Below are 26,844 nucleotides of genomic sequence, written 5' to 3'. Positions count from 1 at the left end.
AGCTTTGCGCTTATTATACGTTGCAGAACGGATTGCCCGCAATGTCCTTGCCCCGGGCCAGCCATATTTTGAAGCCCTGGTTATTCTCCGGAATCACCTTCGCCTCGGTCGAGAAGTAACGCATCGTATACCCGCACCGGCGGTTCATGCTCCGGTTCGGCTCCGCGCCGTGGATAATCCGGGAATCATGCAGCGAGCATTCGCCCGGCTTCAGCTCGAAGCAGACCGCTTTGGACTCATCCACCTGCTTGATCTGGGTCGGGAACAGATTCTCCTTCCCGTCCGCGTCCACATATTCCGATAACCCGTTGACATGAGTGCCGAGAATGACCCGCTGCAGCCGTTCTCCTTCGTGCTTCGGTCGATGGCGAGCCAGACCGTCACGATTTTGTCGAAGCGGTCCAGACGCCCTTTCCAATATGCCGAATCCTCATGCCACGGGGTCGCCCGCCCCGTATACGGGTCTTTGCAGATAAAATGACTCGACCACAAACCGATATTCGGGCCGATCAGCGGCTCGACTGCGTCCAGCACCTCATCACTCAACAGGAAGCGGAGCAGCCGCTCATCCCGGAAATGCGGCGTGTCCAGTTCATCGGACAGCTTGTCGCCCTTTTGCGCCAGCTGCTCCTCGAATATGCTGGTGAGCTCGGCCAGGTCCTTCGGCCCGAAGAGCGGTTTTTTGTGAATAAGGTACCCATTGTTCCGGTAATGCTCCACCTCGGATGCCGACCATATTGTTGCGCTCATTCCCTCATCCCCTTTGGCTTATGTGATTTACATCATAGCAACACTGTAAGCCATCAAGCGCGGGAGCGCTTTTGGTTTGCACGGGAAAAGTATGCATATCTTCAGGTCTCGCCTCCGGCTCCCGGCGGAACAACAAAAAGATACCCGGCCGGCAGCCTTGCAAGCCGCCAACCGGGTACCTCCTCTATAGTAGCCAACAGACTCTATGGAGCAAGCCCTTCCATAAAATGAAGCCGGAAATGGAACTTAATCTCTTCCTTGTCAAGCGGATCGTACAGCTTGTTCCATTCCGTCGTCAGCGCCTTGTACATCTGTAGCATGACGAAGCTGATAATCTTCGGGTTATGCCCCTTCACTTCGCCCTTCTCCATGGCGAGACGCACCTGGCACTCTATGTAGGTGAGCAGCTCATTCTCCAGCTTCTGAATCGCCTCGCGGGCCATTGGCGTGCCCAGGTCTCGGACTTCCTGCGAGAGCTTGATGGCCAGCTCATGGCGGCCCCGGAATTCAAGCACCCGATCAAGGACACGATACAGATTGTCGAAGAAAGGCTTGTCTTCCTGAATTTCTCGGTCGGCAATCCCTTTCATTTCCATAATCAATTGTTGTAAAATTTCATCAAAGAGTTCTTCCTTGTTCGTGAAGAACGTGTAAATCGTCCCCTTCCCTACCTTGGCGATCTTGGCGACTTGATCCATCGTTGTCGCCTTATAGCCGAACAAGGCAAAGGATTGGGCAGCCGCATCTACGATGAGCTTACGGCGGTCAACGGACATGTACTCCGCCTCCTTCCCTCCGACGGGAGGCTGATGTGACTAAATGACCAATATAATTTTCCGGTCATTCCCTTTATACTATTGAACATAGCATATATCCGGCCTGTTTTCAACTTTGACAGCTTGCGGGACCGCGTCTGCCCGTTGGCATTTCCGTATGCAATAAGATGCTTCCATTTCATTTTCCGGTTATAATGAGAGTAGGTGAGAATATGCGAAAGAAAAGAATTCTTCTGTTGTCTGAAGGCTTCGGAACCGGACATACGCAGGCAGCCTATGCATTGTCCGTCGGGATTAGGCAGCTGGCGCCGGAAGTGCAGACCCGCGTCATGGAGCTGGGCAAATTTTTGAACCCAACGGTCGCTCCCTTAATTTTTGCAGCCTATCGCAAGACGGTCAGCGTATCTCCGAAGCTGGTCGGCCTGCTCTACCGCAAGCAATATAAAAAATCACTGAACCGGGTTACGCAATCGGCTCTGCATCGCATATTCTATACGCAAGCTTCTCATGTTATCAGACAGCTGCGGCCGGATGCCATCGTCTGCACTCATCCGTTTCCCAATATCGTCGTCTCCCGGCTGAAGCGGGCCGGATTCGACATTCCTTTGTATACGCTCATCACCGACTATGATGCGCACGGCACCTGGATCACGCCCGAAGTGAGCAAATATCTCGTCTCGGCCCCCGAGGTGGAGCAGAAGCTGATCCAGCGGGGCATTTCCCCCGAGCATATCATCGTCACCGGCATCCCCGTCCACCCGAAGTTCTGGCAGCGCTGCCCGCAAGCGGAAGCGCAGCAGCGGCTCGGCCTGAAGCCGCTCCCGACCGTCATGCTGATGGGCGGAGGCTGGGGACTCGCTCTGGACGAGGAGCTGCTGCTTTATATGACGAAGTACCGGGATCAGATTCAGCTTCTCCTCTGTATGGGAAGCAATGAGAAAGCGATGCACCGGATCGAGCAGGACCCGATCTTCCAGCATCCGAATATCCGGATCTTCGGTTATACGCAGGAAGTATCGATGCTGATGGACGCTTCCGACCTGCTTATTACGAAGCCGGGAGGCATGACCTGCACGGAAGGGATGATGAAGGGCATCCCGATGCTCTTCCATGCGCCGATTCCCGGGCAGGAGGAGGAGAACTGTGACTTCTTCATCGAGCACGGCCTCGGGGAACTGCTGGAATCGCGGGAGACCATCGACCGCTGGTTCCATGATTTGAGTCAACACTACGAGACGCTCCGGCAGAAGCGGCAGCTCGGGCCTTCCCCGGCGGTGAAGCCGGACCGATGCCCGCGCGCCGTCATTGATTTGCTCTGACGCAGCATCCGCCATACTGAATATAAAGGAATGATTCACTTATGATGTTCACCCCGGTAGGGTTCGCAGGCTATATTATCATTGGACTGGCCCTGCTCGCCAGGACGCTCGGCTGGATTACGAATTCCTTCGTGTTCGCCGCGCTGATTATTGCCGGCTTCATCTGCTTCGGCGTCGTGGAGAGCCGTTGGGGACGGCGGCACTGGCTTGTCCGCTATCTCGATTACACACCGCTCATGGTCCTCGTCATTGCTTATGTCGTGGCCGGGAGCGCGACGCTTCAATATGTGGCGATTGGTCTGCTGCTCCCGCTCGGCGCCGCCAGCTCCTTCGGAGCGGTCCGGCTCGCGCGCACGAAGAAATACCGGACGATGCCGGTCATCGACGAGCATAAGAAGGAACCGCCGAAGTTCCAGTGACCTGCCGCCATTCACGCGCTCCGGCGTCATGCCCGCATGCGCGGAATATATCGCGATAGTATATCGCGAACGAGAAAAGAGGCCCTCGCGGCCTCTTTTTACACTGTCTATAGTTTGAGCCTCAGACCCAGTAATGGTCTGAGGCTGTTTTCTTAAAGTAACTTGATAAACTCTTAATTAGTGCCCTTTTCCGATTGTAAAAGTACTATCCCAACTCCATTTATCACCAAACCCTGAAAATGTAATTCCAGTTGATCTTATATTTATTGTTACATTGTTGACAGGAAGCCAGGAGTGACCATATGCTGAAGCGAACGATCCAGTTTCTAGTTCATGTCTTCTAGGGATTCTCACCTCATTTTCAAGCCAGCCGTAGTGGGGGCCATCATTATGATAGTTAATGTCAATGTATCCTCTTGTACCATAAACTGAACTCACATCAATAGATGAAAAACCAGGCTCAAAAATACTATTTCCATAATCATACTGGTATAATCCACTATAATCTACACGTGTGGTGTGACTTTGCCATGCTGTACCGATGGTGTCAACATAAAAATTAATTGGCCGATTATCCCATCTAAAAATCGTTCGATATATATATTTAAACTCTTTACCATTAGATGTTTTCCCTAACTAAGTTATCATTGCCCCGCCGCTTATACGGACTCAACTCCAGTACAATGCCAGCAGAGCTCCTTTTCACCGGTTCATCCGGATTTGATTCCAGTATACACCATTTATTTAGTGGGGTACATCTTAAAGGTCTCGAAGAAGTTTAAACCTTACCTTATTCTTTGTTGAACTAATATCATGCAAAAAAATCATATTTTTTTGTTTTACATAATAAAACCACTACAAAAACTGGGTTAACATGCCGATATATTTAGTGTAAGGAACATTACAGTTTCTTTCATTACATCAAGGAGGTGACTAATATGTCTATTTTTATTGCTGTTTTGCAATTTATAGGTGATTCCATCCCTAAGCTGGTTGAACTGCTTCAACAATTTGCGTAACACCTAGCGTAGCACCTAGGCCCATGAATCGGATTAAACCCAGCCTGATTCATGGGCTTTCCTTATACAACTGTCCGGAACAGCACGATAGTTTTTTTTCAGTTGAAGCAGTTCAACCCGTACCGACTAACCGATACATTTTCAATATAATCTATTTCCCCATCTGATTCAAGTTGCGCTCCTCTTTCACCACCACAAGTGATTAGCCCACTATACAAACCCATCATTTCGGAGTTCATTACAAATCTTTAAAGTATTTTTGGTTCTGACAAAGGATGAACGAACAGGGAAAACAGGATATAATACGGTTGTTGAATTGTTCAAAAGACAGGCAGACGAGACATACCAAATTACAGCCAAAGGAATAACGATAACGACAACGGAAGAGCATCCCTTCTGGGTTCCTGGCCGAGGCTGGATAGAGGCAAGGCACCTTAAGGCAGGCGACCTGCTTCAAAATCCAGAAGGCAAGCCGTATCCGATCGACCGGATCGAGATTAAGAAAAACAGCACGACCGTGTATAACTTCCGTGTCGAAGGAGTACATAATTATTTTGTAACAGAGTTGGAAATTTGGACGCATAATTGCGGAGCCGGGGGAATGAGAAATATCCCGATGAGGGCTCCTTCAGGAGGAGGCGGTGGTTCTAGCTCTAAAAGCATGAGTGAGGCACCTAAAAATATTAATTTAGTTAAAGATAATTATCTCAAAAAGAATAATATTGATGCTCATCAACTGAAAGGGGACGTCGTTGGTAAGAAAAATATTTCAAAATACGATATTTATAAAGATAAAGATTCAGGCCAGCTTTTCGTTTATAAAAAAGGGGGAAGGGAGAAGGCATTCCTACGGGCGAATATATTAATTAGAGAGGTGTTCTTTGCTTGAAAAAAACAAATGTTATGGTTGAGTTTATTATAACCGGTGATGAATTAAACCCTAATATGGTGACAGAAAAGCTAGAAATGATTCCCCACCACAACTGGGTGAAAGGAGATGCTATACCAGGGAAAAGTATCACTCGGAAAGATTCTTGTTGGATTATTAGCACGGGGTATGAAGAATCTTTAGATATTAATGAACAACTCGAGAAAATGATTAATCGAATATCCCCAAAAACTAATGTGCTAAAAGAAATAAAAGCTATGTATAATTTAGACTTTTTATTTGCGATAATTGTAAATGTAGAAAACAACGAAAAGCCTTCAATGTACTTTGATAGCAGGTTTATTGAATTTGCCAATGATATTAAATCGGAATTCTATATAGACTTGTATATTTATTAGTTTCTATAGCGGAATATCCTCGGAGTAGGGCCAATGTCATTAAGTTTAGCTCACAGACAAGAGCCGAAAACATAGGAATCTGAAACGGCATGGGAAAAGACCCTGTGCCGTTTCTTTTTTTGTATACAAGCAAGGAAAAAAGTGTACAGCAAACAAAGCGGAGGGAAGATCCGCTTAAAAAAATGTTCATATGAAACGAATTATGCTACTCTATAGACGAAGCTAACCACTGATTTCCAGCGGACTTTACGCGTATTCTGCTGCCCTGGGCGAACGGGTCGAATCGGCAAAATGTTTTTGCGGATCAGTGCTTCAACATCGGGCGAGGGTTCATCGTCTCTTGATCGCAGGAAGTGTCTACACACGTGAACGGCAACCGTGAAGTTGACTTGATAGGGGTGCCTTTTATCTTTGGGAAATGACGACGTGCGAGGTCATCATTTCAGCGAAATTGTACAGGATCATTCTTGCGAAAATCTCCTGGGTGATGGACTCTCGTTTCTTTGCATGAAAATTCGTCAGACCGACGGTGTACTTTAATGCCCGGAATGAGGTTTCAATGCCCCATCGCATGTTATACATAGACATGATTTCACCCGGTGGGAAATCCGTGGCGGTAAGATTCGTAATGACGGTCTCAAAAGCGCCACTCGGCAGGACGAAACGAACCACCCGAAAGGAAGTCGGGTAAAACAAGTTCTCGTGCAAATCCAAAACATCAAAGGTTGACGTGGAAGGGACGAACTTGTACATCTCTGGGTGAGCCTTGACCGCTTTGGTTTGTTTTTTGGTGAGTGTCAGATGAACGTCCCGATCAAACTCTCCGTCAACGGGCAAATGCAATCCCGAAAGAATACCATTCGAATTCAAATCCTTTACCCGGATGACATAGCTCCACCCTTTGAATTCCAGATGCGCGAAATTGTTGTAACTTTCATAACCTCGATCGGCAAGCACAATGGTTTTTCCCTTGATCGGGGAACGGTCGACCATGGTCGCCAGCGCCCTTCGGTCTTCGCCACACATATCCATCTACCCTGTTAAGTCTTGATTTTCTTTTGAAACAAAAAAAAGAGCGGGCTATCTTTTCGATAACCTGCTCTTGTGCTTGATTATGGTTTCCGCGCCTTATCTGAATGACATTGCCCACAGGGCCTCTCTTCAGATCCAAGGCAACAGAAGTGCCTTTAGAACCGTGTGCAATCGATTCCAAACCTACTTCACGACGCTGCCGCCGAACAGGAAGCGGTGTTCCCAAGTGGTGTTGAGCACATTGTCGACCCGAACGCCGCCGGATTTTTGGGAGTACGTATGCAGAATTTTGCCGTCTCCCAAGTAAATCCCCACATGCGTAATCCGTTCCGTGCTCTTGTTGACGTTTTTATAAGCGGAGGCCTTGGAGCCTTTATAGGACATGAAGAACATGAGATCGCCGCGCTTCAGCTGGCTGATGCTTGTCTTCGGCGTGGAATTGGACTTAATCCAGCTTCCTTGCTTGCGGGAATCCGTCGGCAACACGATGCCGAGCGCTTCCTTATAGGCTTGTCTGACGAAGGCGGAGCAATCGAACGTTTTAGTGCTGTTCCGGTTGGAGCCGAATTCGTATGGCGTGCCCAAATATTTTTGTCCGACCTTGATGACCTTCTCGATGTCGGCTGACTGGCTTGACGATGATGAATTATTCCCTGTTGACGAACCAGCCACCTGTATGTACTTGCTACTCGTGCTCATATAGCCCGTATTGCCTCGTTCATCCTGCACTTTATACCAGTAGCTGTTATGCTTGTCCAATATAGTAACTTTCTCGCCTTTTTTCATCAAACGGATAGCCGAAGAAGAAGTAGAGGGTTCTTTGCGCAAATTAACCGAAGCGATAATATTGCCCGTCTGGCTTGTCGATACCTGCTGCGCCGCCGCTGCAGCCTGTGGAGCTTCGGCAGCATGGGACACCCCCGCGAATACTTGTCCGGCCATCGTTACCATCAATAATCCTAGCAGTAGTTGTTTTTTCATGTCATCCTCCTTGTTGTTGTAAACAGTGGTGTGATTGTGACGTTGCAACGGAATATTGAGTTGTTGTTCATATGAACAAGATGTCAAAGAATAGTATTTTTTAATAGTTATACTAAAAATGTTATGACATCCCATAAACAACTTGCCCTAATTATAAATAGAGCCAGACACGGGAAACCATCCGACCATCTGCTTAAAAATAGACAAAATTGTAACCATCTCTAGTTCAATATGCCTATTACCAGTCAGAAAAAAGAATATTTTGTAACTATTCACCAGGAAATTGAGGTATATTATAGAAAATGGTTGAGAGACTTGGAGAGGAGTGTTTTGGATGGTTCGGATGTCCCGAAATTCGATTTCGCGGCCATTTTCCATCCTATTATTGGTCGTTGCGGCTGATATTTCCATGCTGTTGACTTCCCCGTCGCCGCCGTCCTCGCCGGTTATGCCGCCGCCCGGCTGTTCGTGCCGCTTCAGAGTGCCGAGCTCCGGCTGGCGCTTGACTCGGCCGCGCTCGGCGCCGGACTCGGATTGGCGGCATATGCGTTCTACTGTGCGATGCGGCTTCGAGCCGCCTACCGCCAATCGCGGAGCGGCGGCGCTTCTCCCGTGGACGCTATCCGGTTCGCCTTCGCCGGGACGGCACCCTTGGAGAAGCTGGGACGGCTCGCGCATGAAGCCTCTATCGGCTGCCATGCCTTCCTCAGTTGGCGGAAAAAGCCGCATACGCCAGAGCATGCCGCCGCCTTCAGCCGACGGAACAGTCCAGCATGCTGGTCGTCGTCATCGGCGCCATCCATTTGCTCGTCCTGGAAGGAATCGGCCTCCATTTTCTCGTGCACCAATGGTCTGCGGCAGCGGCCTGGATCTTGTCGCTCTCCAACGTCTACCTCATCTTCGTCCTGATCGCGGATTACCGCCTGACGAAGCTGAACCCGGTGTTGGTGACGGAACGCCTCATCCGCATCCGTATCGCGCATGACATCTGGGCCGATATTCCCCGGGATCGGATTGCCGCCGTCCGGCTGTTGAAGGAGCCGCTGCCGAATGATAAGCTGCGCCATACGGCCTCCCCCTTGTTCGGCACGCCGAACATCATGCTGGAGCTGGCCGCCCCCGTCTCGGTCACGGGCCGGTTCGGAAGCCGCCGCGACCTGAAGCATGTCGCGCTCTGCCTCGATCAGCCGCAGGAATTCATCACGGCCTTGGAAGCGGAGGCGGACGAGTCGCCTTCCTAATGCAAAAAAGCGTGCAGGCAGAATCGGTTTCAAACTCCGAGTCTTCCTGCACGCTTTTCATGTATACCTGTATCACTGTTCCCCCTTCTCGCCCTTATTTATACTTTTCGTTCAAAAGCTGCCTCAGCTCCTCATTCGAATATTGTCCTTGAATGCCTTTAATGTTTACGGTCAGCTTTTTGTCGGAGGCGGCTCGAAACGATTTCGATTTCAGTTGATTTTGGCTGACAATCGTTTGCGAGGCGCCATCGGATACGACATATTGCCCGATATCCGGCCGGGACGAGAGGAAGAGCAAATATTTTTGGCCGGCCTTCACCTTGTCAACGGATTGATAGAGCTTAATCGTTGGCGACTCTGCCTGGCCATACAGCGTATCATCAATACGCAACACAGCCTCTTGATGCGAAGCGAGCGGATCGGCTCCGTTTTCCCGGATTTCACTCACGGCATCGACATGAGCAACGACAACCAAGTCGGTCTTGCCATCTAACAATTCTTCAATATGGTAGTTAGGAAAATCCGCAAAGACGGCTTCATCCGCGGAGGAAGGCGCGGCAGAAGAATTTCTTAATTGTTGTAGGTCGCTCAAATCGTGAGACTGAGGCGTAGTCATCGTGGCGCGATTGCGGTTGTAGCTCATAATGGACGTGGTTCCGTAGACTCCCTCGCCCGCGGTATCATGATCCCCCAGAAATTGGGCATGCCCGAATTCGTGAGTCGCGGAGCTGAGACTGGCGTTCCAGACTTGATTCGGGAAATCGCGAGCCAGCAACCTCTTGTTCACCTTAATCGTAAAGTAAGAGCTATATTTGCTGTACAGGCCATACCATGATTCAGGATAGTCCCGGTAATAGCATTTATTCTGGGACGACGATGTCTCGGTCATGGTCGTCCCCGCAGCCGCCGTCCAGTTTTTGGCCCCTTGCGCGCAAAGTCCGTTGTCACTGTCCGCACTGGCAAAGGTAATAGAATATAAATTCCACCCGGAAGGGATCGAATGGTTTTGGAAGCGGAGGCTACCGGGGGCACAAGCGAGATAAGCAGCAAGAAAGAGACGAAAACCGATAAAAACCTTGTTTTCATTCGCATCAACCTCTTTTCTTATTCTTTTTTCGATTTTTTTGGCCATGCTTATTTCTGTTGAATACGAGAGTGAAAAAACATAAAGGAGGGCGTTTACATAGGTGATGTGCAATCTGAAGAATGCAAGGGTTCAAGAACATGAAGCGAAAGCAAAGCGCTTGGAGCCGCCCGACGGCAACAAGAATGCTGCAACTGGAGTGAACTTGGAAATAGAGTCGGCTTACACACATAGAAGAGACTGAACCAGGGGCATGCGGGAAGACCACAAATTTTTACCGATAACCAAACACGAAATCAGGCTGCGCTATTTCTCCCCTTCCGGACCCGGATTTTCTTTATCGCCAAGCAAATCAAATCGTACGTCAAGCGGGTATGCAGGATGATTGCTTCGCCATAAAAGAAGAGGTCATCGGACATTCACAACCATTATTGGGAATGTTTGTTAACGTAATCATATTTAAAAATTATGTCATTTGTCAATCGTTTTTTTCAAAAAAAGAACCTTCTATTCGGTTTCGCCGTACCCCGCCTGATCACATAAAAGCGCCCAAAAGAGTCTGATCCGAATCAGAGTCTTCCGAACGCTTTTCCGTTACAAGAATACGATTCCCGATCCGGCATCCGCTTAATGAGCCGCCTGGCCTTGCGGCCGCTTCTGCTCCGCTCCGGACACCATCGGCTCGACGTGAACATGGACATGGGCAATATTATGCTTGCGCTGCATCCGCTGCTCGATATCGTCGCAGATGCGGTGTCCCTCCACCAGGCTCAGCCCCGCATCGACCAGCACGACGACATCCACCAGCACCAGGCTTCCATGCAGCCGGGCCTTCACCTCGCGAATCGCCCGCACGCCTTCCGTACTCTCCACCGTCTTCCGCAGCCGCTCCAGCTGCGCTTCGTCGAAGCCGTCCGTTAACGTATGGGTGGCCTCGCGGAAAATATTCCACGCCGTCTTGCAAATCAGGAGGCCGACGGTCAGTGCCGCCAGCGGATCAAGCCAGTTGAGTCCGAATTGGGCGCCGAAGATACCCACCGCCGCGCCAATACTGACAAAAGCATCGGAACGATTGTCCTGTGCCGCCATCAGCGCCTGATTCCGGATCCGGGTCGCGAGACGCTTATTGTAGGCGTAGACGACAAGCATAATGGCCGCGCTGCCCAAGGCGACCCAGCCGGTAATCGGGCTCGGGCTGCTCTCTTCCCCGGCGAACCAGGAACGTGCGGTGGACAGAATAACCTGGATGCCGACCGTCGCCATAATGAAGGACGCAATCAACGCCGCGATCGTCTCCGCCCGCAAATGCCCGTACGGATGATCCCGATCCGGCGGCTTCTGCGAGATGCGCAGACCGATAAGGACGGCCGCCGAAGCGATAATATCAGTCAGGTTGTTCCACCCGTCGGCCTGCAGCGCTTGCGACTGATACATCCAGCCAATCATCAGCTTGGCGCCGGACAAGGCAATATAAGCGGCAATGCTAATCCATGCCCCTTTTTCTCCCTGCTTCATATCCGCGTATACATCCGCACTCACGGTCAAGCCCTCCCCCGCTATCTATCCGCCACTACGAACAACTATCATCGAGCTGATGGAGTTTTTCAGCGCTCATGTTGAGTTACTATCGTAACAGACGGATCCCGTGTGGGTCTACAGAAACAGTGTTGACCCCCCATACAACTCTTGAACCGGCAACAACCTGTTGCTGCCAGGTAGAAAAGTTGGGACCGTTAAGGAAAGTTGCTGAGAGGCAACACTGCTTCATCCTTTTACCTTGTACCTGATGGGGGCGGCGTATACTTGCGGGGGCTATCGAGAATCCCTAGATCAGACCATGCTTTCTTTTTCAAGTATTCCTGCTCCTCCGGGGATTGAGCCAGAAACCATTCTTCCTCTAGGGCGTGTATGCAAACCTTAAGCCAACCAGATCATGGAAGAGGCCAGCTTTAAGAAGGCAACAAAAGTACAGGCCAATTTATCGTACCGAGTTGCCAGCCGACGATTATGTTTGAGTTTGTTGAACAGGCATTCGACCAGATGACGCTCTTTATACAACCACCAGTCGGTTGTACGTTGGATCGTGCGATTCTTCTTACTGGGAATGACGGAATGGGCCAGTTTCTCTTCCAAAAGCGCAATGATTTTATCGGTATCGTATCCGCGATCCGCCAAAACATGTTTACCTTGTATGTCTTGGGTTTGCAGGATCTCATAACCCGTTACACAATCATTGATGTTGCCTGCGGTTACTTCGAAGCGTAGCGGATTGCCAAGGCCGTCTACAACGGCATGAATCTTGCTGGTTAATCCTCCGCGTGATCGTCCGATGGCTTGGAATTGCTGCCCCCTTTTGCCCCCGCGCCGTGTTGGTGAACACGAACGATGGAAGCATCGAGCATAACACTTTCGTCATCGGGATTGGCAGCCAGAACGTCTAGCATTCGATCAAAGATGCCTGCTTTCTCCCAGCGGCGGAAACGACTGTAGACACTGCTCCAGGAGCCATAATGCTCTGGCAAGTCTCGCCAAGGCGCACCAGAACGAATCACCCAAAGCATGGCATTGAACATTTTTCGGTTATCGATTGCCGGACGTCCACCCTGTGGTTTCCGTTCCGGTGGCAAGAGGTCTTTGAGTCGTTCCCATTGGTCATCTCGTATCTCATATCGTCTTCTCATAGGATAAGTTTACCAGATATTTGGCTATTTCGATAGTTTGCGTACACGCCCTAGCTCTTCCTTGGAAATAGAATTTGAGCGATAGAAAGCAAGTCCAATCTCCGGAAATACATAGCTGCCGCCCGCGGATGCTTCCCATGTTCGCGCGTATGGAGAAATCTTATCCCTAACCACAACCAAGTCATCTGCTTTCGTACAGAACACATTGATTCCATGGCAAAGACAACGAGCATGCTCCTACACATCGCTTGTCATTTGCAGCGGAATCATGCGATCATTCGAATCATATTCCGGCATGAAGTACGAGGAAAAATCAAAAGATATATCATCGCGGCATTCATAGCGGGAAGCATATTGGCGAATGCATTCCTCCGCTTCCCCTCTGCTCATCCCCAGCTTTATCGTTCCAATGGCTCGTCCCGGTTCGATCTCGATGGTATCCATAATCTCCTCCCTATGCAGAGCTTCATTTTTTTCTATTACCATTTCCCAAAAAGATGGCGATAGAACCGGATAGCCTCAGGGCACAGGAAGGGCTATGCTTTCATTTGCTTGAACAGGCGTTCGACGACGACCGCCAGCTCGGCACGCGTGACCGGCTCATTCGGGGCAAACCCGGAACCGCGGCCCGCCATAATTCCATTGGCGATCGCATACTGGATGGACGATTCGGCCCAGTGGCCCGCATAATCCCGCTCCTCGGGCTTGCCTTGTCCTCCCCGCTGCTCTTCCACGAGCTTCATGAACTCCTGCCAGCGCGGCAGCACACGCGATGGGCAAGCCTTCCCGCTCCAATGGCGGTGCGGAACGATACGCTCCATGGCAATGCCGTGCTTCTCCGCCAGCCTGGCGATCAGCTCCGCAGCCAGCCGCCACGCCTTCGGCTCATCCATCCCCGCGTACATGCAGATCTCGACGCCAAGCGACAGCAGATTGCCGGGTCCGTTGCCGTCCCCCGCATGCCAGCCCTGCTCATTTTCCTGTAAATGCTGATAGATCTCGCGGTCGTCGACCGTATAGTGCCAGCTCTTCTTCTCCCCGCCGCTTCCGTTCAGAATATAGCGGGAATGTGCCTCGGCTGTGGCGCCGGGAGCCGGATTGTCCGTATTATGGATCGTAATATACTGCGGCTTCATCGGCCGGTTCGGCTTGTTCGGCCGCCCGTCAGGCAGCAGCCGCTGCTTAATGTCCAGACTCATTCGTTATCGTCCTCTCTATTTCTGTTGTAGAGTAGAGAACTGAAATTTCATTGGAGGGCGAAAACCCTCTTCTTTACTTTTTCAGTTCCCCCTTCATCAAACCGTACGTGAGGTTTTCCCTCATACGGCTTTCCGATGCTCTTCTTCCTCCGGCATTACGGTACTTCCCTTAGCTGGCGAGTTTCTTAATCCCGCAAGTTGTGCAGCAATGGCTGCTTGCCGGGAATTGCTGTGTTTGTTACGACGGCTACGTTTCTTGTTCCAGAACAGGGTGAGACGCTTACGGATGTACCAATCGATTTTGTTCAGGTACTGGTCAGCAAAGGAGTCTATACCATAGTAGTTCCTCCATCCCTGTATCTTCGGGTTGAGTTCATCTACCATCCGGTTCATCGTCCAGAATAGACGATTGCGCGGTTCTGTTGCTTCCTTTACCTTTTGCTTCATGTTCTTCATCGCCTTCTTTGACGGGTAACTGCGAAGAACATGAACTTCCTTGTTCCTTTTCATCATCCTCGGTATTTTCCGGTGATGCATCCCCAGAAAGTCGAAGCCTTCTTTGTCTCCCCAGAGGTTAACAAGTTTGGACTTCGTCTTGTTCATTTCAAGTTCCAGCTTTCCAAATACCGCTTTGAGGACATCAATCGCCCTCAGAGCTTGTTCTTTGGTTTTGCACAGGATGACCAATCATTGGCATAACGCACCAGTGTTCCTGCTTCCGCAAACTTCTTCTCCCAGATGGTATCCAGATAGTTCAAGTAGATATTTGCCAAGAGCGGACTTATGACTCCGCCTTGCGGGCTCCCGAGGTCGGTTTCATGAAACTGATCATCTTTCACGAATCCTGCCTTGAGCCACTTGCGGATGAGTTGTAACACTCGTCGATCACTAATTCTCTGTTCCACCAGTCGCATCAGTTTCTCGTGCGGGATATTGTCAAAATATCCGGTGATATCGATGTCGACGACCCAGTATACGCCTTTCTTTACTGCTCGGCGGATATGCCGGATTGCATCATGCTGGCTTCGCTTGGGCCGGAATCCGTAGGAGCAATCCTTGAAATCCGCTTCGAAGATCGGTTCTATAACCATCTTGGTCGCCATTTGAACGACCCTATCTCGGATGACAGGGATACCAAGCGGGCGCATCTTGCCGTCCGGTTTGGGTATCTCTTTCCGTCTTGCAGGCTGTGGATGGTATTTTCCGTTCCTCAGCTTACCTTGGATTTCATCGACAAATCGCTCTTCCCCGAACTCTTTGACGATGTGGTCGATGGTTATGCCATCTACTCCACCGCTTCCGCCCTTCGCCTTGACCCGTTTCCATGCTTCCCAAAGAATGTCGCCGCGGTGTACCTTGTCGTACAGCGCATGAAATCGCCGCCTCGGATTTTCCTTGGCCGCTAGATATAGTACGTTTTGGAGTTGTTGAGCTTTTACTTTGGCGTAGTTAGCCTTTTGGGCATTCACTGACTCTTACCTCCTCCAGTACGTGAACAAAGCAGGGGCTCTTTCCTCCACAAGGTTGTGTTGTCCTTGCTTCACGGGTACTACAACCCCCTCCGCCACCCTTCTCGCAGCTCGCCACTTCACCTTTCGGGCTTATAGGGTCGCTCTTTACGGCGTTGCCGTGCGAGGTAGGGTTTCCCCAGTTCCAGACACAACTTTCTCAACATGCCGTTCCCCATACACCGGAGAGTTCTTCCGCGTCTGCGTTTCCAAGAGCTTCACGCGTTCCATGGCCTTCGCCCAATGTTCCGAGGCTCGGCTCTCTCTTGTCCTTTGCAGGTTCTTTTTGACGATGCGGCAGGATTCACTTCATGTTACGGCCTGCTGATTTGCTCGCACTCTCTTGAGAGTTACTTTGTCACAGGGCTTCAACCTTAGGGTCTCTCCACCAGTTGCCTGTCAGCTACGAGGCGACTTGGCTCTTACCTCGACCGGACTCACACCGGCTAGTTGTGCCTAGCTTGGCTAGGCGCGCGAAAATGAAAAAAGCCGCAGCCCTCTCAAGCCGCGGCAGTCCTTATGCAAATGGCTTCCTTGCTCATGCTTATACCCTCGGCATGCTTCAGCAGATCGATCAGCTCCAGGCGAAGGCTCTGCTCCGCATCCTCCTTCGGCATGCGCATGAAGCGGGACATATATTGAATGTCGGGCTCAAAATAGCGAAGCAAGCGCAACAGAGCGTCCTTATCATGCTGCCGGACCCGCCTCAGCCATTCAGCGAACTCAGCTTCTGACATAATCGGTGAAGGGATTTGCGTTTCCATTTGCTCACCGCCTGCTGGCTCAGGTTCAGCTTCCGTGCAATCTGGACCTGTGTCTCGTCCTCTACATACAGGCTGTACAGAATAACCCGCCCCTTGTCGCGGGGCAGTTCCTGCAACAATTGCCGAACGAGCATACGGTTGTCGGCTTGCGCCGTGAAATCGGGAGCGGCGAAGGATTCCGCCCTCCATGATATCTCGCGGCAGCGGGCCGCCTTCGCCCGGTATTGCAGCCTCCAGGCTCTGCGATACAATTCCTTGCGAACACGTTCCATAAGAGTCATCTGCGGAGTCACTTCGTCATTCCTCCCCTGTGGATAGCTGTTCAAAAGCCCGGCATTCCGTCCTCTTTCCGTCGCAGAACCAGCCCTTTTGAACGCAGTTTAGGTCACGGCTTTGGCTGCAGGGAACTGCGCTTACTGGTTCTTGTCGCGAATCTCGCCCTTGCCGCGCAGCACCTCGACCGCCTGCTTAATGAGCGGCGGCAGCGGCACGCCCAGGCGGCCGCCATTCTCAATGATCGACAGCAGCTCATTGGCCAAATAGAAAAAAATCGTCGCGTCCCGCAGCAAATGCTGGTCCCCCAGCACGCTGTCCACCTGATGCGCCACCGCCACGACGAAAAAAATAAACACCTTGCGCGCGATGCCCATCAGCCCGATGCTGCTGCGCAGCCGCCCTTCGGCCCCGGCCGCCATCACGCCCGTCACGTAATCAATCGCTACGATGATAAGCAGCACTTGCAGCAGCGCCGGCCAGCCGCCGAACAAAAACGCCGCTGTCCCGCCCGCCGCCGCAAAGGCTGACTTTAAAAGCACGTCCAGTCTTTCCATGTGTGGTCCCTCCTTTGCGTGAAATAGCCCCCACGCTGCCGTGAGGGCGTAAAAATAGCGTTTTCCTTATTCAGCCGTAAGCGATCCAATCACTTGCATAAAATAGATTAGCGCGGTAGTCTGAGGTGGAGCTATTCAAAGTAAATCCTCTGGGTAACCAAACTACCCGTGTAGTTCCATAATAAGATTCATTGCCATCATAAAAATCTATATAATATGAATCATTTATTCCTTTTACATACCATCCTTGCGCTCGTACACCAACTCGGTATACACTCAAACGTAAGTCAACCCGAATGATAAGCGGTTCAAAATCAAGATTATCTATTTCAATTTTCTCTTGACCGTTCGTCGACCCTTTGGCAGATTGTAAATCTTTAATCTTCATTTTAATCTGCCCGATTTTCGAAGCAAGTGTAGAAAAATCGTCATTCGCGGATGCCGGCACCCCCTTGGCGTTGATGGCACCCGCTATTTTACTTCTTGCATCAACGCCAGATTGCTTTGCAGAATCGATTTCGGCCATGACATCCCGGCCATTGTACATCATACGGCCATCTTCTGTTAATGCTAGTCCGGGAGCATTTGTGCCATCTGATTTTTGCGGGCGTAAGTTTATAGAATTAGAATTTCCAGCCATAGATGTCCATAATACGCCGCGCTTAACGTCACCTTTATAGAACCATAACTCTGGGTTAATTGAAGCATCAGTTGGCGCCACCATAAATACCCGGCTAGATAAATTTGTTTCTCCAGACACGACCAGATTGCGGGAAGTCGCAATGTCACGTGCGTGAACATCCTTCGGAGTTACAAAGCCGCCTGTAGCCGATACTTGCTTACCAGATGTGATGTTACCGGGAACCGAGAAGTCACCGTTATCGCCTGTAATATCCGCCGCAGTTAGAACAACATCACCCGTCTTGCTGTTTACGGATTTGACAGGAGCCTCTAAATTTTTTGTTTTCTCGTCCGTATACGCCTTCGCCTCTCCCAGCGCCTGCGAGACGTCCTCCTTCTCGGCTGCCTTATCCTGCAATTCCTCCAAGGCTTCGTAGGTCGTGTTCATCTGCCAGTTCATCCACGCGGCTGGAGGCTTGTCGAGAACCTGGTAGCCTTCTTTGATTTTGGACTCCGGCGGACGGATGCCGGGCTGCTTCCACTCCGGAAGCGGCTTCTGAAATGCCATATGGCTCCCTCCCATATCGAATCTATCGAAAAAGTTTCAGACCGTTTCAAGTCTGCTTTCCCTATACAAAAACCTCTCTTACACCGGAATCGGATAGTCATGTCCCGGCGTATACACATCCCCGAGCGTGCCGCCGACGGTCATCGCTTCATCGGCCAGCCCATGCTCGCTCTGTTCCGGCTCGTCCGCCACGGACGACAGCTCGAACGTCCCCGACAGATCCACCTGGGCCACGCGGACGCCGGCGGAGGTGACGCTTTGCACGAGCCGGACGAACTGCGCCGGGCTCATGCCGACGCGGTTCAACTGCTCGTAAGGAACCTTGACGACCTGAATCGCCGCAGGCTCGGGATCATGGGCGTCGTTCTGCTTCTCCCGGATCGCAAGAACCGACGGATCGGCATTGAGGGCCAAGGCCAGCACGCCGATGATGGAATCGATATCCCCGCTCGCATTCATCCGGGCCAGCTTCGAGCGCAGCAGGATGCGGTAGATCTCATCGGTCGCCTGCCCGCGGGGCTGGCCCAGATTGCCGCCGATGTCGTCCAGCGCGGCGCCTTCGGCCTCCTCGATGCTCTTCCAGGCCGAGATGCGCTCCACCGTGGCGCGAATCTCGTTCATCTGTTCCAGCCAGACGCTCACAAGTTGGGCGAAGCGGCTGTCTTCCTTGGCGATGACATCCGGCAGCAGCGCCATCACGTCATGCAGCTTAATCATCGCTTACCGCCACCTTAATCCGCTCCGGCGCCACGCGGGCCACCTCGTACAGCGGAATATCGACGTTGCCGCTGACCCAGTCGCCCGCGCCCAGCTTCACCTTCAATTCGCTCACTTCTTCGACGCCGTCCACGTTCTGAATCGCCGCCAGCAGGCGGCTGTACACGATGCGCGAGCCTTGCGGCAGGCCGGTATAATCCTGCCGATCCGCGCCGACGCCGCCGATATACTGCGCGATCGCGGTAATGATGTCGTCCTCGCCGCGTGCCGGGAACGACGGTCCCGCCTTGACGACGGCTTCCACATGCGCATCCAGCAGCTTCATGCGGCTGAAGCAAATCTCATGCTCGTTCCCGCTCACATCCCGCACCTTGACGCTCTCCGTGCCGTCGGTGCCGATGCCGGCCGCCTTTTTCTCGAAAAGGGTCCGTGCAATCTGCTCCGACTGCCCGCCATGCACATAGGCACGGATCGACTTCGGCGGAACGCCTTCCGCGTTCGTCTCCATCGTGTCGTTCACGCGCACAGCCGCCGACTTCACCTCCGGAAGCTGCAGCAGAGCCGTTACGATCGCGTCCACCGTGGCGGCATGACTGCCGTCCCGCGCCGCCCGCAGCCGATCGCGGAACTCGGTGTCATTTTCCCGCTCGCGTCCGTCGGTCATGCTGTCCGGGTTCGTAATCGCCGCAATCTCCTTTACCGAAGTAAGCAGCTCCGTGACCGCGCCCGCCGGAACGTTGCCGCTGCTGCCCGGCACCATCGCCGTCACCGTGACCTCGCCTGTGCCGCTCTCGCCCAGCACGCAAGCCTCGTCCGTCGTGAACCAGACCCCCGACTTCGTGCCGACCTGCACTCCCGGCTGCACCGTATAATTCGGGGTTCCGGTGACCTGAACGCGCCCGTGCGCGGCCTGCTCCAGCTTCCGCCGCAGACCGTAGAATACGGCCAAAGCATCCAATTGGACGCCTGTCGCATATTGAATGTACGACTCATGGTACACCTGCTCGACATCCTCCCACAGCTCCGCCAAATGCCAGGCGAACACCTGCATCATCATGCCGAGCGGCGACGTCTCCGACATATTGATATCCTGGCCCAGACGTTTGCTTACGCCGGCCACCATTTCCTCATAAATCTCATGGTACGTCTTACGCTTCAATCCCGCTGCTGTCAGCATAGACAAGCTCAACCTCCTCTCCGTCCGCGCTCGTCATCAAGACACGCGCCTGCACGGTGCGCGAATGCGCATCCCATTCCACGGTTACCTCTTCCACCGATTGCACGCGCGGTTCATCCGCGATGCAGCGCATAATCGCCTCGCAAATGCTGTCTTCGCTTACCTGCTTGCCGACGAGCCGCTCATGATCAAGCCCCATATCCGGCGCCAAAAAATATTCGCCCAAGCGGGTGCTCAGCCGAATGCGAACCGCTTGCGCCAGTTCCTCGCGCCCGTCGATCCAGGCGATATCTCCATCGGTTACCCGAATATCTCCTTCATGGAGCGCCCACGTTCTCATGATCCCGCCACCTTTCCGACAATGACGCCGCCGTTCTGGCCCGCCTCGGTGAACACGACCAGGACGCGGCTCCCCTGCTCGATCACGATGTCCGGAGCCTGCTCCACCATCGGGAGCTGATAACGGATGAGGCCGGCTTCCCCGTCCAGCTCCACATCCGCCGTCCCCGACGCCAGACGGACAACCGTGCCGATCTGCGCACCCGCCGTTCCGGACATCTTATGATCGATCCAGGCCTCCAGGGCGCTGACCGCCCGATTGGTTCCCAATGCGCGCCACCTCCTTCTCCAACGCAATTACGCCAAAATGACAACCTCCTAGATTTTGACCAAATCCACCTCAGTCAGGAATTGATCCGCCGACACCGTATGCTTGCCCCGCTTCACCTTGTACACGCCCTCGAACTCTTCGCTGACGAGCCGGATCTGCGCGCCCGCATGCAGCCGGTAGTTCAGAAGCGATGTCGCCCGGACCCCGGCCTCCTTGTCCTCTTCATAGGACTGCGGACTGCCGATCAAGCCGCTCTTCGGCGACAGCCTGACGATGGAGCTTCCGCCGCCCCCCTTGCTTTGCGCTTGAAAATAAAGCTTCCCCTGCCGCGTATATACGCCGATGTTGCAGGCGGAAGCCGCGCGGCGAATCGCGTCCACCGGATCGCCATTCACGATAAACCCCTTCATATAGGCGTGATCCGATTCCAAATCTACCGGTCCATGAGGAATCTGCGCCCGCGTCATCAGATCGTGAATGATCTCGCTCGCCTTCGTCCCGGGCCGGTACGTATGCGCCATCTCATAAAGAGATACCGCCACGTCATCCTTTACTTGAATCGTTGTGATTCTCTCGGTCTGGTCCCGCTTCGTCCTCACCTCCACGATGCGGCCCTGGAGCACCGTGCCGAGGTCTTTGCCGTACCCCGCGTTCACGATGACGCGCATGCCGGTCCGAATATTCGCCAGCGTATGCTTGGACAAATTGTAGATCTCCACCGTCGATTCGCTCGGCTCCTTGTCGTCGTCGAAATCGGCGATGACGTGCATCGTCAAGTCTCCATAGGTGAAGCGGTATCCGCCGATCAGAATCTCGCAGCCGCGCTTATATAAGTATTCCATCGTCATCCCCCAAATGAAGGTGCACGGACTGCCCCAGCGTGTCCCAAGTAATCAACTCTCCCGGATTGTCGCCATACGGCACGATGACCTCCAGCGGGAACTCGCGCGTCTCCATGCTCTCGAACAAGGGCATCCCCCACACGAGCTTCACGCCGAGCGCCAGCGGCTTATCCCCTTCGGACAGATCCACCGTAAAATAATCATGCGCCGCATTGTAGCGCACTTCGAACGTATATGTTCGTTCCCCCAAGTCCATATCGAAGGAGTAGGGAATCAGATCTTTGTCGATCCGGATGATTGCCATGCTTCTCCCCCCTTCTGTCCGCCGCCCGTCAAATGGGGCGGGCTCTCCCAATGGGATCGCGTCATTTTACGCGAATGACCGTTCCTGGCGGCGGACTCATATAGGTGCTGACCCTTTTGAAATTCAGGGCGTGCAATGCCGTTACGCTGATTCCGAATTGCTTGGCGATCGAGGGCCAACTGTCGCCGGGCTGAACGCGATACATCCGTATCGGATCGCCCTTCGCCTTCGTCTTGCTCTGGTCCGACAGCAATTTCTTCCCGGTCTGAAGCGCCACGATCATGCCCGCCTGCGCGATGCCCGGCATGCCGGCGAGCTTCATCCCGGCCCGAATCCCCGCTTCGCTGACCTGGTAGTAGGCCGCGATATCTTTGACCGATTGGCCGGGGCGCACGACATGAACGTCCGGCTTCGGCCGGTAAGCCGTATTCCGCTTGCCGGAGCGGCTCTTCGGCTTGACGGCCGCTTTCCGCTTGGGCGGCAGCTTGTCGTACGCGATCTTGACGAGATTGACCTGCTTCAAGGTCATCGCGAACGACATGCCGTTCGCGATCGAATTGTCATGCGTCGTCCGCAGACTCGTAATGACGCAGTTCAACAGCATATTGCGACCGCTATATTGCAGCAGCTTCCCTTCATTCATCGCGGTGACGAGCCGATGCCGGTAGTTCGAGGCCTGCGGCCCGATCAGCAAGCCTTCCAAATGCAGGCTCACCGTATCCCTCTGCACATGATCGGTGACCATGCCGCCCTTCTCGATGTTATGGCTGCTTACCTGCACCGAATATTCCGGTTCCTCGGAAATCACGAACAGCTCGACTCCGCCTAACTTGCTTTTTCGCGCACTAATAGGACATCATGCCTCCTTCCGCAACCACCGGCTTCGGCATTGGCTTCGGCGGCGGCAGCTTGCTTGCGATGCTTCGCTCGAACGAACGGAACGACGCGTCGAATTGCTCCCGCGCAATCCGCTTAATCTCCTCGATCATCCGCATATCGATATAGCCGTTCACATTCAGATTCATGACCACGTTGCTGTTCGCGGTGACATCGAAGCTGCTCCGGTTCCCGGCAGGAAGAGGCGGACCGAAGCTGCCTCTGCTGCCGGAATGGACAGGCTCCGGTAATGGAGAAGGCGGAGCAGACGCCAACGGAGCCTCTGCCATGGGCCGGTACGTTCCCGCAGCAACCGTCGTGGCGGAGATTTGGCTTTGTACGCTCAGCTTCTTCACGTCAGGCGCGGCGGCGGGCTGTTCCTCCTCTTTTGGCAGCAAAAACTTCTCTGCCGCCCACAGCCCGGCATCCAAAGCAAGTCCGCCCAAAAATCCGGCCGGCGTAAAGCGAAGAAACCTCGTCGCCTTGCTCACGGTGCGAGCGCCTTTCAGCAGCTTGCCGAACCAGCCCGTCTTCTTCGCGGCGGAGGCGGCCTTGCCGACATCCGAGGCGGTTGACGTCGAAGTGGCGATATCCGCCATCGTCCCGGTGGCCGCTTGAACCGATTGCACGGTCTCCGCCGTCGTCTGCGCTGCCGCAATCGCGACGTCAGTGCCGCCTTCCGCCTCCTCTTCCTTCTTGCGGCCGAACATATTCAAGGCGAAGTCGCCCGCCATGGCGGCCACCGCGCCCCAGCTTCCGACCTTTTTCAAAAGTCCCCGCTTCGGCTTGGGATTTGTTACTTTCCGTCGCCCCCGCACAAACGGCGTGGACGCCGATGCGCTCTTGCCTTGCGGAGCCGAAGCGGACGACGCGGCGGTTGCCAGCGGGGCGGCAGCCGTCCCGCCTGCTGACGGCGGAGTGGCTGGACCGCTTTTGGCCGGCGACGCCCCCGGAGCGCTTTTGGCTGGCGACGCGGCCGGAGCGCCTTTGGCCGCCGGTAAGGCTGTACCGCCTTTGCCCGGCGGCGCGGCGGCTCCGCTCTTGGATGGAGCGACAGCGTTGCCAAGCTCCTTCTGCCGCTGCGCTCCTTCGCCGCCGCTTCGGCCTGGAGCTCCTCTCTTCAGCTTAAGAGGTTTGCCCCGGCCCACCTTTTTCTTCTTGCCCCGGCCTCCCCCCGCGAGGCCGGACGACGCGCTTCCTCCACCCTGGCAGCAGCAGCATTTGCATTGGCTGCCGGATTCCCCGCTGAACAGCTTTTTCACGAACTCCACATTTTCAATGGCATCTTTTACTTTCGTGATGCTGTCGCTCGCGGCGTAGACATAATCTTGGGCGGTTTTCGCGAATTCAAGCGCTTTTTGCCAGTACGATTTCTCCTCATTCCCTGACTTCTTATCCTCCGCTTTTGCCGGGACTTGCACCACGACCGTCGTGCTCTGAAGCGCCGACAGCGAAGCGGACAACTGCTGCCCCATCGCATTCGGCTGGGCCGCATGCGCAAGGCTCTGCCCGGCCGGGCGAATCGAGGCCTGTCTTCGCATCATATTCGCGATCGACTTCACGTCCGACGCGATACCGCCGGTCGCCAGGGCGGGTCCGCCCCGCTTCGGTCTGGCGGCGCGCTTCATCTCCGCGATCTGCTCCAGTATGCTGTCCGTCATAATCCGGAACACGGAGCCAATCTCGTCCAGCTTGCCGTTCATCGTGCGCAGCTCGCGGTGCACATTTTTGGTGATCCGATCATCCATTGACTTGCCCCCCTCCTGTCCCGTACATCCATTCCATAGCGGCGGCGGCCTCACATAATTCCTCGATGCTCATGCCGCTCGCTTCCGCATACGTAATGCCGCCCCGGCTGTTCAGGACGACGCGCCAGAACAATTGCCGGAGCGGATTGCGGGAGATGGAATGTCTATACGTCGGATGATTCGGATTCCAAGGGCGTATCCACCATGCTCAGGAAGCGCGCGCATTCGAGCCAGAGCGGCGTCATGATGTCGGTCTTCTCTTCAAGCGCTTCCCAGCTCAGGCGCGGAGCCACAATGACATGCTGGAGGAAAAAGTCCATCGACGGCTCCAGCTTCCATCCCCCGTCTGCTTTGAGCGCCACATCATAGAGCCGCATCAGGGCGCGGGCGCCCGGATGCTGCAGCACATATTCCTCTTGCTCGATCGTTACCGTCTGTTGCTTGCTCACTTTATTCACCCTTTCCGAATCCCGATATGGAAATTAGTTCACCCGATGCGTGTAATCCAGCACTTGAATTTCAAATTCGCGGACGTTATGCACCGTTGGGCAACCTTTGCAAAAATGCTGTAGTGACGCGGCTTACCGGGATTTTTAGTTATGCACGGTTAGGCACCGGAAAGCACGGTTTAGCAGCATTTTTGTGGGAAAGTTGTGGGTAAAAAGGGTAATGGAAAAGCCCTGGCATAATGCCGGGGCTCATCTTTTTCCGAATGCGTCGTACACGGGGCGCCCGCATCTAATGCAGGTGTATTTCCCTCCGATCCATCTCCCTTTCATGTTGGCCATGACATGATGCGCTCCAATATACTATGGTTTTCTTTTTACCAGAAATATGGTAATGTAAACTTAGAAACCCATCATTTACTACAGTCACCTATACTTTTTTTAGGAGGGTGTTTAAATGAGAAAGGTATTGCTCACCTTAACTGCTTTGACTTTGTTTGCAGTTCCCGTTTTATCTGCTTCTGCGCAACCAAGGCCTATTCTGGAGGAGGCGGTTCCAGAATTCAGCACAATGGATCAACTGGATATAGTCGAAGATGAAATACCAGATGAGGGAGAGTATAAAGGTTCATTTTATTATGAGCCTAGTTTCGGTAATGAAATCCGTTACCATCTGTGGGATAAAGACGGTGTAGGAATGACAATAAAAATCTATAACGAAGACAATAAACAAGTCGCGATAGGAAAAACCACTAAAACCAAAAATCGAATAACAAAATCTTTTAGACCGAGAAAATATACAGGTTTCTATAGATACATCATTGTTCCCAATGATGGCGGAAGTGGTTATCAATTCGAGTTTTCCTCTAGAGCTTTTTAAGTTAAACAAGAGCCGTAGGAAGTATCCTACGGCTCTTATCATGCAACAGGGAGTAGGCTTGGCCCTAGACCTTATATTACCCCTGCTTTTTCAGCAGACGATCCACTACAACAGCAATCTCTGCCCGCGTAATCGGTTCATTCGGCGCGAATCCAGTGTTACGGCCATTCATGATCCCCGCTTCCATCACACGCCGAATAGACGCTTCGGCCCAATGGCCGACATAATCCTGCTGCTTAGGTTTTTCCAATGCCCCCAGCTCCTTCTCTATCATTTTCACAAACTCAGACCATCTCGGCAGTATCCGGCTCGGACATGCCTTCCCACTCCATTGGCGATGCGGCACAACACAGCTGATCGGTATTCCATGCCGCTTGCACAACAGCGCGACCAGCTCCGCCGCCCGCTGCCACGCCTTCGGCTCGTCCATGTCTTTATACATGCAGACTTCAATGCCAATGGATGATGTATTACCGGGTCCGCTTCCATCTCCGGCATGCCACCCTTGTTCGTCGTCCCTCAGATGCTGATAAATGTCATTGTCATCGATGGTATAATGCCAAGATGCTTCCCGGCCACCGCTGCCGTTTAAAATATACCGCGAGTGTGATTCAGCGGTGCCGGTCAGGTTATCCGTGTTATGGATCGTAATATACTGCGGCTTCATCGGGCGACTCGGCTTGTTCGGTCGGCCGTCAGGCAGCAGCCGTTGCTTAATTTCGATCATCGTTAGTGCCTCCTTTACCCTGAAGCACTTCAACAGCCTTCTTTATGACTGGCGGAATCGGAGCCCCGAGCTTTCCGCCATTCTCAATGATTGATAGCAGTTCATTCGCAAGGTAAAAATAAATGATCGTGTCACGGAACATATGAGAGTCACCCAGGATACTATCGATCAGGTGGCCGGCAGCAACCATTGCAAAGATAAACACCTTCCCGGCAATTCCCCATAATCCGACGCTGCTTTTCAATTCTCCGCGCTTACACGCTGCAGCTACGCCGCTGGCGTAATCAATAGCTACAAAAACAAGCAGAGCGCCTAAAATTGCCGACCAGCCTCCATACAGATATGTGACCGCACTTGTCGTGAAAGCCCCGGCCCATTTCAAAACCAAATCTACTCTTTCCACGTCATTTCCCCCTTGGATAAAATTAGCCCCCACGC

At 53.0% G+C, this 26,844-nt stretch carries 34 protein-coding genes; 6 read left to right on the top strand and 28 right to left on the bottom strand.

Annotated features, from left to right (window positions below; translation table 11 throughout):
* Positions 1 to 13: 13 nt before the first annotated feature.
* The 3 genes from OCY70_RS33040 to OCY70_RS33030 all read right to left on the bottom strand — a co-directional run bounded on the left by OCY70_RS33040 (position 14) and on the right by OCY70_RS33030 (position 1,526).
* Entirely contained in the window at positions 14 to 292 is a 279-nt protein-coding gene (locus OCY70_RS33040; protein ID WP_261945324.1) for a phytanoyl-CoA dioxygenase family protein, read from the bottom strand.
* Positions 211 to 750: a phytanoyl-CoA dioxygenase family protein gene (locus OCY70_RS33035; protein WP_261945325.1), complete on the bottom strand. Its 540-nt coding sequence runs from the start codon at positions 748 to 750 to the stop codon at positions 211 to 213. The genes OCY70_RS33040 and OCY70_RS33035 overlap by 82 nt, the downstream gene beginning before the upstream one ends.
* Positions 751 to 953: 203 nt before the next feature.
* Complete coding sequence (locus OCY70_RS33030) at positions 954 to 1,526, bottom strand: TetR/AcrR family transcriptional regulator (protein ID WP_213430484.1); 573 nt, start codon at positions 1,524 to 1,526, stop codon at positions 954 to 956.
* Between the two features lie 212 nt (positions 1,527 to 1,738).
* Here OCY70_RS33030 and OCY70_RS33025 point away from each other — a divergent pair, with 212 nt between their 5' ends.
* The 4 genes from OCY70_RS33025 to OCY70_RS33010 all read left to right on the top strand — a co-directional run bounded on the left by OCY70_RS33025 (position 1,739) and on the right by OCY70_RS33010 (position 5,570).
* Positions 1,739 to 2,845 carry an MGDG synthase family glycosyltransferase gene (locus tag OCY70_RS33025; protein WP_213430483.1) on the top strand — a complete coding sequence of 369 codons (1,107 nt, stop codon included), beginning with the start codon at positions 1,739 to 1,741 and terminating at the stop codon, positions 2,843 to 2,845.
* Between the two features lie 41 nt (positions 2,846 to 2,886).
* Positions 2,887 to 3,264: a permease gene (locus OCY70_RS33020; protein WP_213430482.1), complete on the top strand. Its 378-nt coding sequence runs from the start codon at positions 2,887 to 2,889 to the stop codon at positions 3,262 to 3,264.
* Positions 3,265 to 4,542: 1,278 nt separating this feature from the next.
* The gene (locus OCY70_RS33015) at positions 4,543 to 5,172 is read left to right on the top strand and encodes a polymorphic toxin-type HINT domain-containing protein (RefSeq protein WP_249725529.1); all 630 of its coding nucleotides are present in this window, start codon (positions 4,543 to 4,545) and stop codon (positions 5,170 to 5,172) included.
* Positions 5,169 to 5,570 (top strand): DUF4279 domain-containing protein, encoded by a 402-nt coding sequence (locus OCY70_RS33010; protein WP_213430481.1) that lies wholly within the window; start codon positions 5,169 to 5,171, stop codon positions 5,568 to 5,570. The genes OCY70_RS33015 and OCY70_RS33010 overlap by 4 nt, the downstream gene beginning before the upstream one ends.
* A 405-nt stretch (positions 5,571 to 5,975) precedes the next feature.
* On the opposite strand, the gene OCY70_RS33005 is transcribed toward OCY70_RS33010, so the two are convergent.
* The 3 genes from OCY70_RS33005 to OCY70_RS32995 form a co-directional block, all read right to left on the bottom strand.
* Positions 5,976 to 6,596: a transposase gene (locus OCY70_RS33005; protein WP_213430480.1), complete on the bottom strand. Its 621-nt coding sequence runs from the start codon at positions 6,594 to 6,596 to the stop codon at positions 5,976 to 5,978.
* A gap of 189 nt (positions 6,597 to 6,785) precedes the next feature.
* Positions 6,786 to 7,583, bottom strand: coding sequence for a C40 family peptidase (locus tag OCY70_RS33000; RefSeq protein WP_213430479.1), 798 nt, complete (start codon positions 7,581 to 7,583; stop codon positions 6,786 to 6,788).
* Positions 7,584 to 7,730: 147 nt separating this feature from the next.
* Positions 7,731 to 8,282, bottom strand: a complete 552-nt coding sequence (locus tag OCY70_RS32995; RefSeq protein WP_213430478.1) for a hypothetical protein — start codon at positions 8,280 to 8,282, stop codon at positions 7,731 to 7,733.
* 11 nt (positions 8,283 to 8,293) lie between these two features.
* On the opposite strand from OCY70_RS32995, the gene OCY70_RS32990 reads away from it, so the two are divergent.
* Positions 8,294 to 8,824, top strand: coding sequence for a hypothetical protein (locus OCY70_RS32990; protein ID WP_213430477.1), 531 nt, complete (start codon positions 8,294 to 8,296; stop codon positions 8,822 to 8,824).
* Between the two features lie 94 nt (positions 8,825 to 8,918).
* Here the strand turns inward: OCY70_RS32990 and OCY70_RS32985 are convergent, their stop codons facing one another.
* The 20 genes from OCY70_RS32985 to OCY70_RS32890 form a co-directional block, all read right to left on the bottom strand.
* Positions 8,919 to 9,956 carry a hypothetical protein gene (locus OCY70_RS32985; protein ID WP_213430476.1) on the bottom strand — a complete coding sequence of 346 codons (1,038 nt, stop codon included), beginning with the start codon at positions 9,954 to 9,956 and terminating at the stop codon, positions 8,919 to 8,921.
* Positions 9,957 to 10,535: 579 nt separating this feature from the next.
* The gene (locus OCY70_RS32980; RefSeq protein WP_283776880.1) at positions 10,536 to 11,447 is read right to left on the bottom strand and encodes a cation diffusion facilitator family transporter; all 912 of its coding nucleotides are present in this window, start codon (positions 11,445 to 11,447) and stop codon (positions 10,536 to 10,538) included.
* A 378-nt stretch (positions 11,448 to 11,825) separates the two neighbouring features.
* Positions 11,826 to 12,589, bottom strand: a protein-coding gene (locus OCY70_RS32975) for an IS5 family transposase (protein WP_261944570.1) whose coding sequence is annotated in 2 segments (ribosomal slippage) — positions 11,826 to 12,268 and positions 12,268 to 12,589 — 765 coding nt in all. Because the reading frame shifts where the segments join, the coding sequence is not laid out codon by codon here.
* A 237-nt stretch (positions 12,590 to 12,826) separates the two neighbouring features.
* Positions 12,827 to 13,033 (bottom strand): hypothetical protein, encoded by a 207-nt coding sequence (locus OCY70_RS32970; RefSeq protein ID WP_213431505.1) that lies wholly within the window; start codon positions 13,031 to 13,033, stop codon positions 12,827 to 12,829.
* 92 nt (positions 13,034 to 13,125) lie between these two features.
* The gene (locus OCY70_RS32965; RefSeq protein WP_213431506.1) at positions 13,126 to 13,788 is read right to left on the bottom strand and encodes an N-acetylmuramoyl-L-alanine amidase; all 663 of its coding nucleotides are present in this window, start codon (positions 13,786 to 13,788) and stop codon (positions 13,126 to 13,128) included.
* 120 nt (positions 13,789 to 13,908) lie between these two features.
* Positions 13,909 to 14,391, bottom strand: coding sequence for a group II intron maturase-specific domain-containing protein (locus OCY70_RS32960; RefSeq protein ID WP_261945326.1), 483 nt, complete (start codon positions 14,389 to 14,391; stop codon positions 13,909 to 13,911).
* A 47-nt stretch (positions 14,392 to 14,438) separates the two neighbouring features.
* Positions 14,439 to 15,257, bottom strand: a complete 819-nt coding sequence (gene ltrA, locus OCY70_RS32955; RefSeq protein WP_261945327.1) for a group II intron reverse transcriptase/maturase — start codon at positions 15,255 to 15,257, stop codon at positions 14,439 to 14,441.
* 539 nt (positions 15,258 to 15,796) lie between these two features.
* Positions 15,797 to 15,964 (bottom strand): hypothetical protein, encoded by a 168-nt coding sequence (locus tag OCY70_RS32950; RefSeq protein WP_261948923.1) that lies wholly within the window; start codon positions 15,962 to 15,964, stop codon positions 15,797 to 15,799.
* Between the two features lie 38 nt (positions 15,965 to 16,002).
* Positions 16,003 to 16,353 (bottom strand): sigma factor-like helix-turn-helix DNA-binding protein, encoded by a 351-nt coding sequence (locus tag OCY70_RS32945; protein ID WP_249725542.1) that lies wholly within the window; start codon positions 16,351 to 16,353, stop codon positions 16,003 to 16,005.
* Between the two features lie 120 nt (positions 16,354 to 16,473).
* The gene (locus OCY70_RS32940) at positions 16,474 to 16,890 is read right to left on the bottom strand and encodes a phage holin family protein (RefSeq protein ID WP_213430578.1); all 417 of its coding nucleotides are present in this window, start codon (positions 16,888 to 16,890) and stop codon (positions 16,474 to 16,476) included.
* Positions 16,891 to 16,960: 70 nt separating this feature from the next.
* The gene (locus tag OCY70_RS32935; RefSeq protein WP_213430579.1) at positions 16,961 to 18,079 is read right to left on the bottom strand and encodes a hypothetical protein; all 1,119 of its coding nucleotides are present in this window, start codon (positions 18,077 to 18,079) and stop codon (positions 16,961 to 16,963) included.
* 78 nt (positions 18,080 to 18,157) lie between these two features.
* The gene (locus tag OCY70_RS32930; RefSeq protein WP_213430580.1) at positions 18,158 to 18,796 is read right to left on the bottom strand and encodes a hypothetical protein; all 639 of its coding nucleotides are present in this window, start codon (positions 18,794 to 18,796) and stop codon (positions 18,158 to 18,160) included.
* Positions 18,789 to 19,973 (bottom strand): baseplate J/gp47 family protein, encoded by a 1,185-nt coding sequence (locus OCY70_RS32925; RefSeq protein WP_213430597.1) that lies wholly within the window; start codon positions 19,971 to 19,973, stop codon positions 18,789 to 18,791. Before OCY70_RS32925 ends, OCY70_RS32930 begins: the two co-directional genes overlap by 8 nt.
* Positions 19,945 to 20,313: a DUF2634 domain-containing protein gene (locus OCY70_RS32920; RefSeq protein WP_213430581.1), complete on the bottom strand. Its 369-nt coding sequence runs from the start codon at positions 20,311 to 20,313 to the stop codon at positions 19,945 to 19,947. Before OCY70_RS32920 ends, OCY70_RS32925 begins: the two co-directional genes overlap by 29 nt.
* Positions 20,310 to 20,582: a hypothetical protein gene (locus OCY70_RS32915; protein WP_213430582.1), complete on the bottom strand. Its 273-nt coding sequence runs from the start codon at positions 20,580 to 20,582 to the stop codon at positions 20,310 to 20,312. The genes OCY70_RS32920 and OCY70_RS32915 overlap by 4 nt, the downstream gene beginning before the upstream one ends.
* Positions 20,583 to 20,630: 48 nt before the next feature.
* Entirely contained in the window at positions 20,631 to 21,425 is a 795-nt protein-coding gene (locus OCY70_RS32910) for a phage protein (protein WP_213430584.1), read from the bottom strand.
* A complete protein-coding gene (locus OCY70_RS32905; protein WP_119793197.1) occupies positions 21,409 to 21,729 on the bottom strand; it encodes a phage baseplate plug family protein in 321 nt (106 codons plus the stop codon). Before OCY70_RS32905 ends, OCY70_RS32910 begins: the two co-directional genes overlap by 17 nt.
* Before the next feature lie 61 nt (positions 21,730 to 21,790).
* Positions 21,791 to 22,537, bottom strand: a complete 747-nt coding sequence (locus OCY70_RS32900; protein ID WP_213430586.1) for a LysM peptidoglycan-binding domain-containing protein — start codon at positions 22,535 to 22,537, stop codon at positions 21,791 to 21,793.
* A gap of 37 nt (positions 22,538 to 22,574) precedes the next feature.
* Positions 22,575 to 24,353, bottom strand: a complete 1,779-nt coding sequence (locus OCY70_RS32895; protein ID WP_261945328.1) for a hypothetical protein — start codon at positions 24,351 to 24,353, stop codon at positions 22,575 to 22,577.
* Between the two features lie 164 nt (positions 24,354 to 24,517).
* Complete coding sequence (locus OCY70_RS32890; protein ID WP_213430588.1) at positions 24,518 to 24,802, bottom strand: hypothetical protein; 285 nt, start codon at positions 24,800 to 24,802, stop codon at positions 24,518 to 24,520.
* Positions 24,803 to 25,256: 454 nt separating this feature from the next.
* Here OCY70_RS32890 and OCY70_RS32885 point away from each other — a divergent pair, with 454 nt between their 5' ends.
* Positions 25,257 to 25,679 carry a hypothetical protein gene (locus OCY70_RS32885; protein ID WP_213430589.1) on the top strand — a complete coding sequence of 141 codons (423 nt, stop codon included), beginning with the start codon at positions 25,257 to 25,259 and terminating at the stop codon, positions 25,677 to 25,679.
* 76 nt (positions 25,680 to 25,755) lie between these two features.
* Here OCY70_RS32885 and OCY70_RS32880 read toward each other — a convergent pair whose 3' ends face one another.
* Both OCY70_RS32880 and OCY70_RS32875 read right to left on the bottom strand, forming a co-directional pair.
* Positions 25,756 to 26,406 carry an N-acetylmuramoyl-L-alanine amidase gene (locus OCY70_RS32880; RefSeq protein ID WP_213430590.1) on the bottom strand — a complete coding sequence of 217 codons (651 nt, stop codon included), beginning with the start codon at positions 26,404 to 26,406 and terminating at the stop codon, positions 25,756 to 25,758.
* Positions 26,393 to 26,809 (bottom strand): phage holin family protein, encoded by a 417-nt coding sequence (locus OCY70_RS32875; RefSeq protein WP_213430591.1) that lies wholly within the window; start codon positions 26,807 to 26,809, stop codon positions 26,393 to 26,395. The genes OCY70_RS32880 and OCY70_RS32875 overlap by 14 nt, the downstream gene beginning before the upstream one ends.
* Positions 26,810 to 26,844: the final 35 nt, after the last annotated feature.

The sequence above is a fragment of the Paenibacillus melissococcoides genome (assembly GCA_944800085.1).
In the GTDB taxonomy this organism is placed as follows: Bacteria; Bacillota; Bacilli; order Paenibacillales; family Paenibacillaceae; genus Paenibacillus_B; species Paenibacillus_B melissococcoides.
Note: the sequence above shows the minus strand (reverse complement) of the source record. Positions and strands in the feature narration are given on the sequence as shown.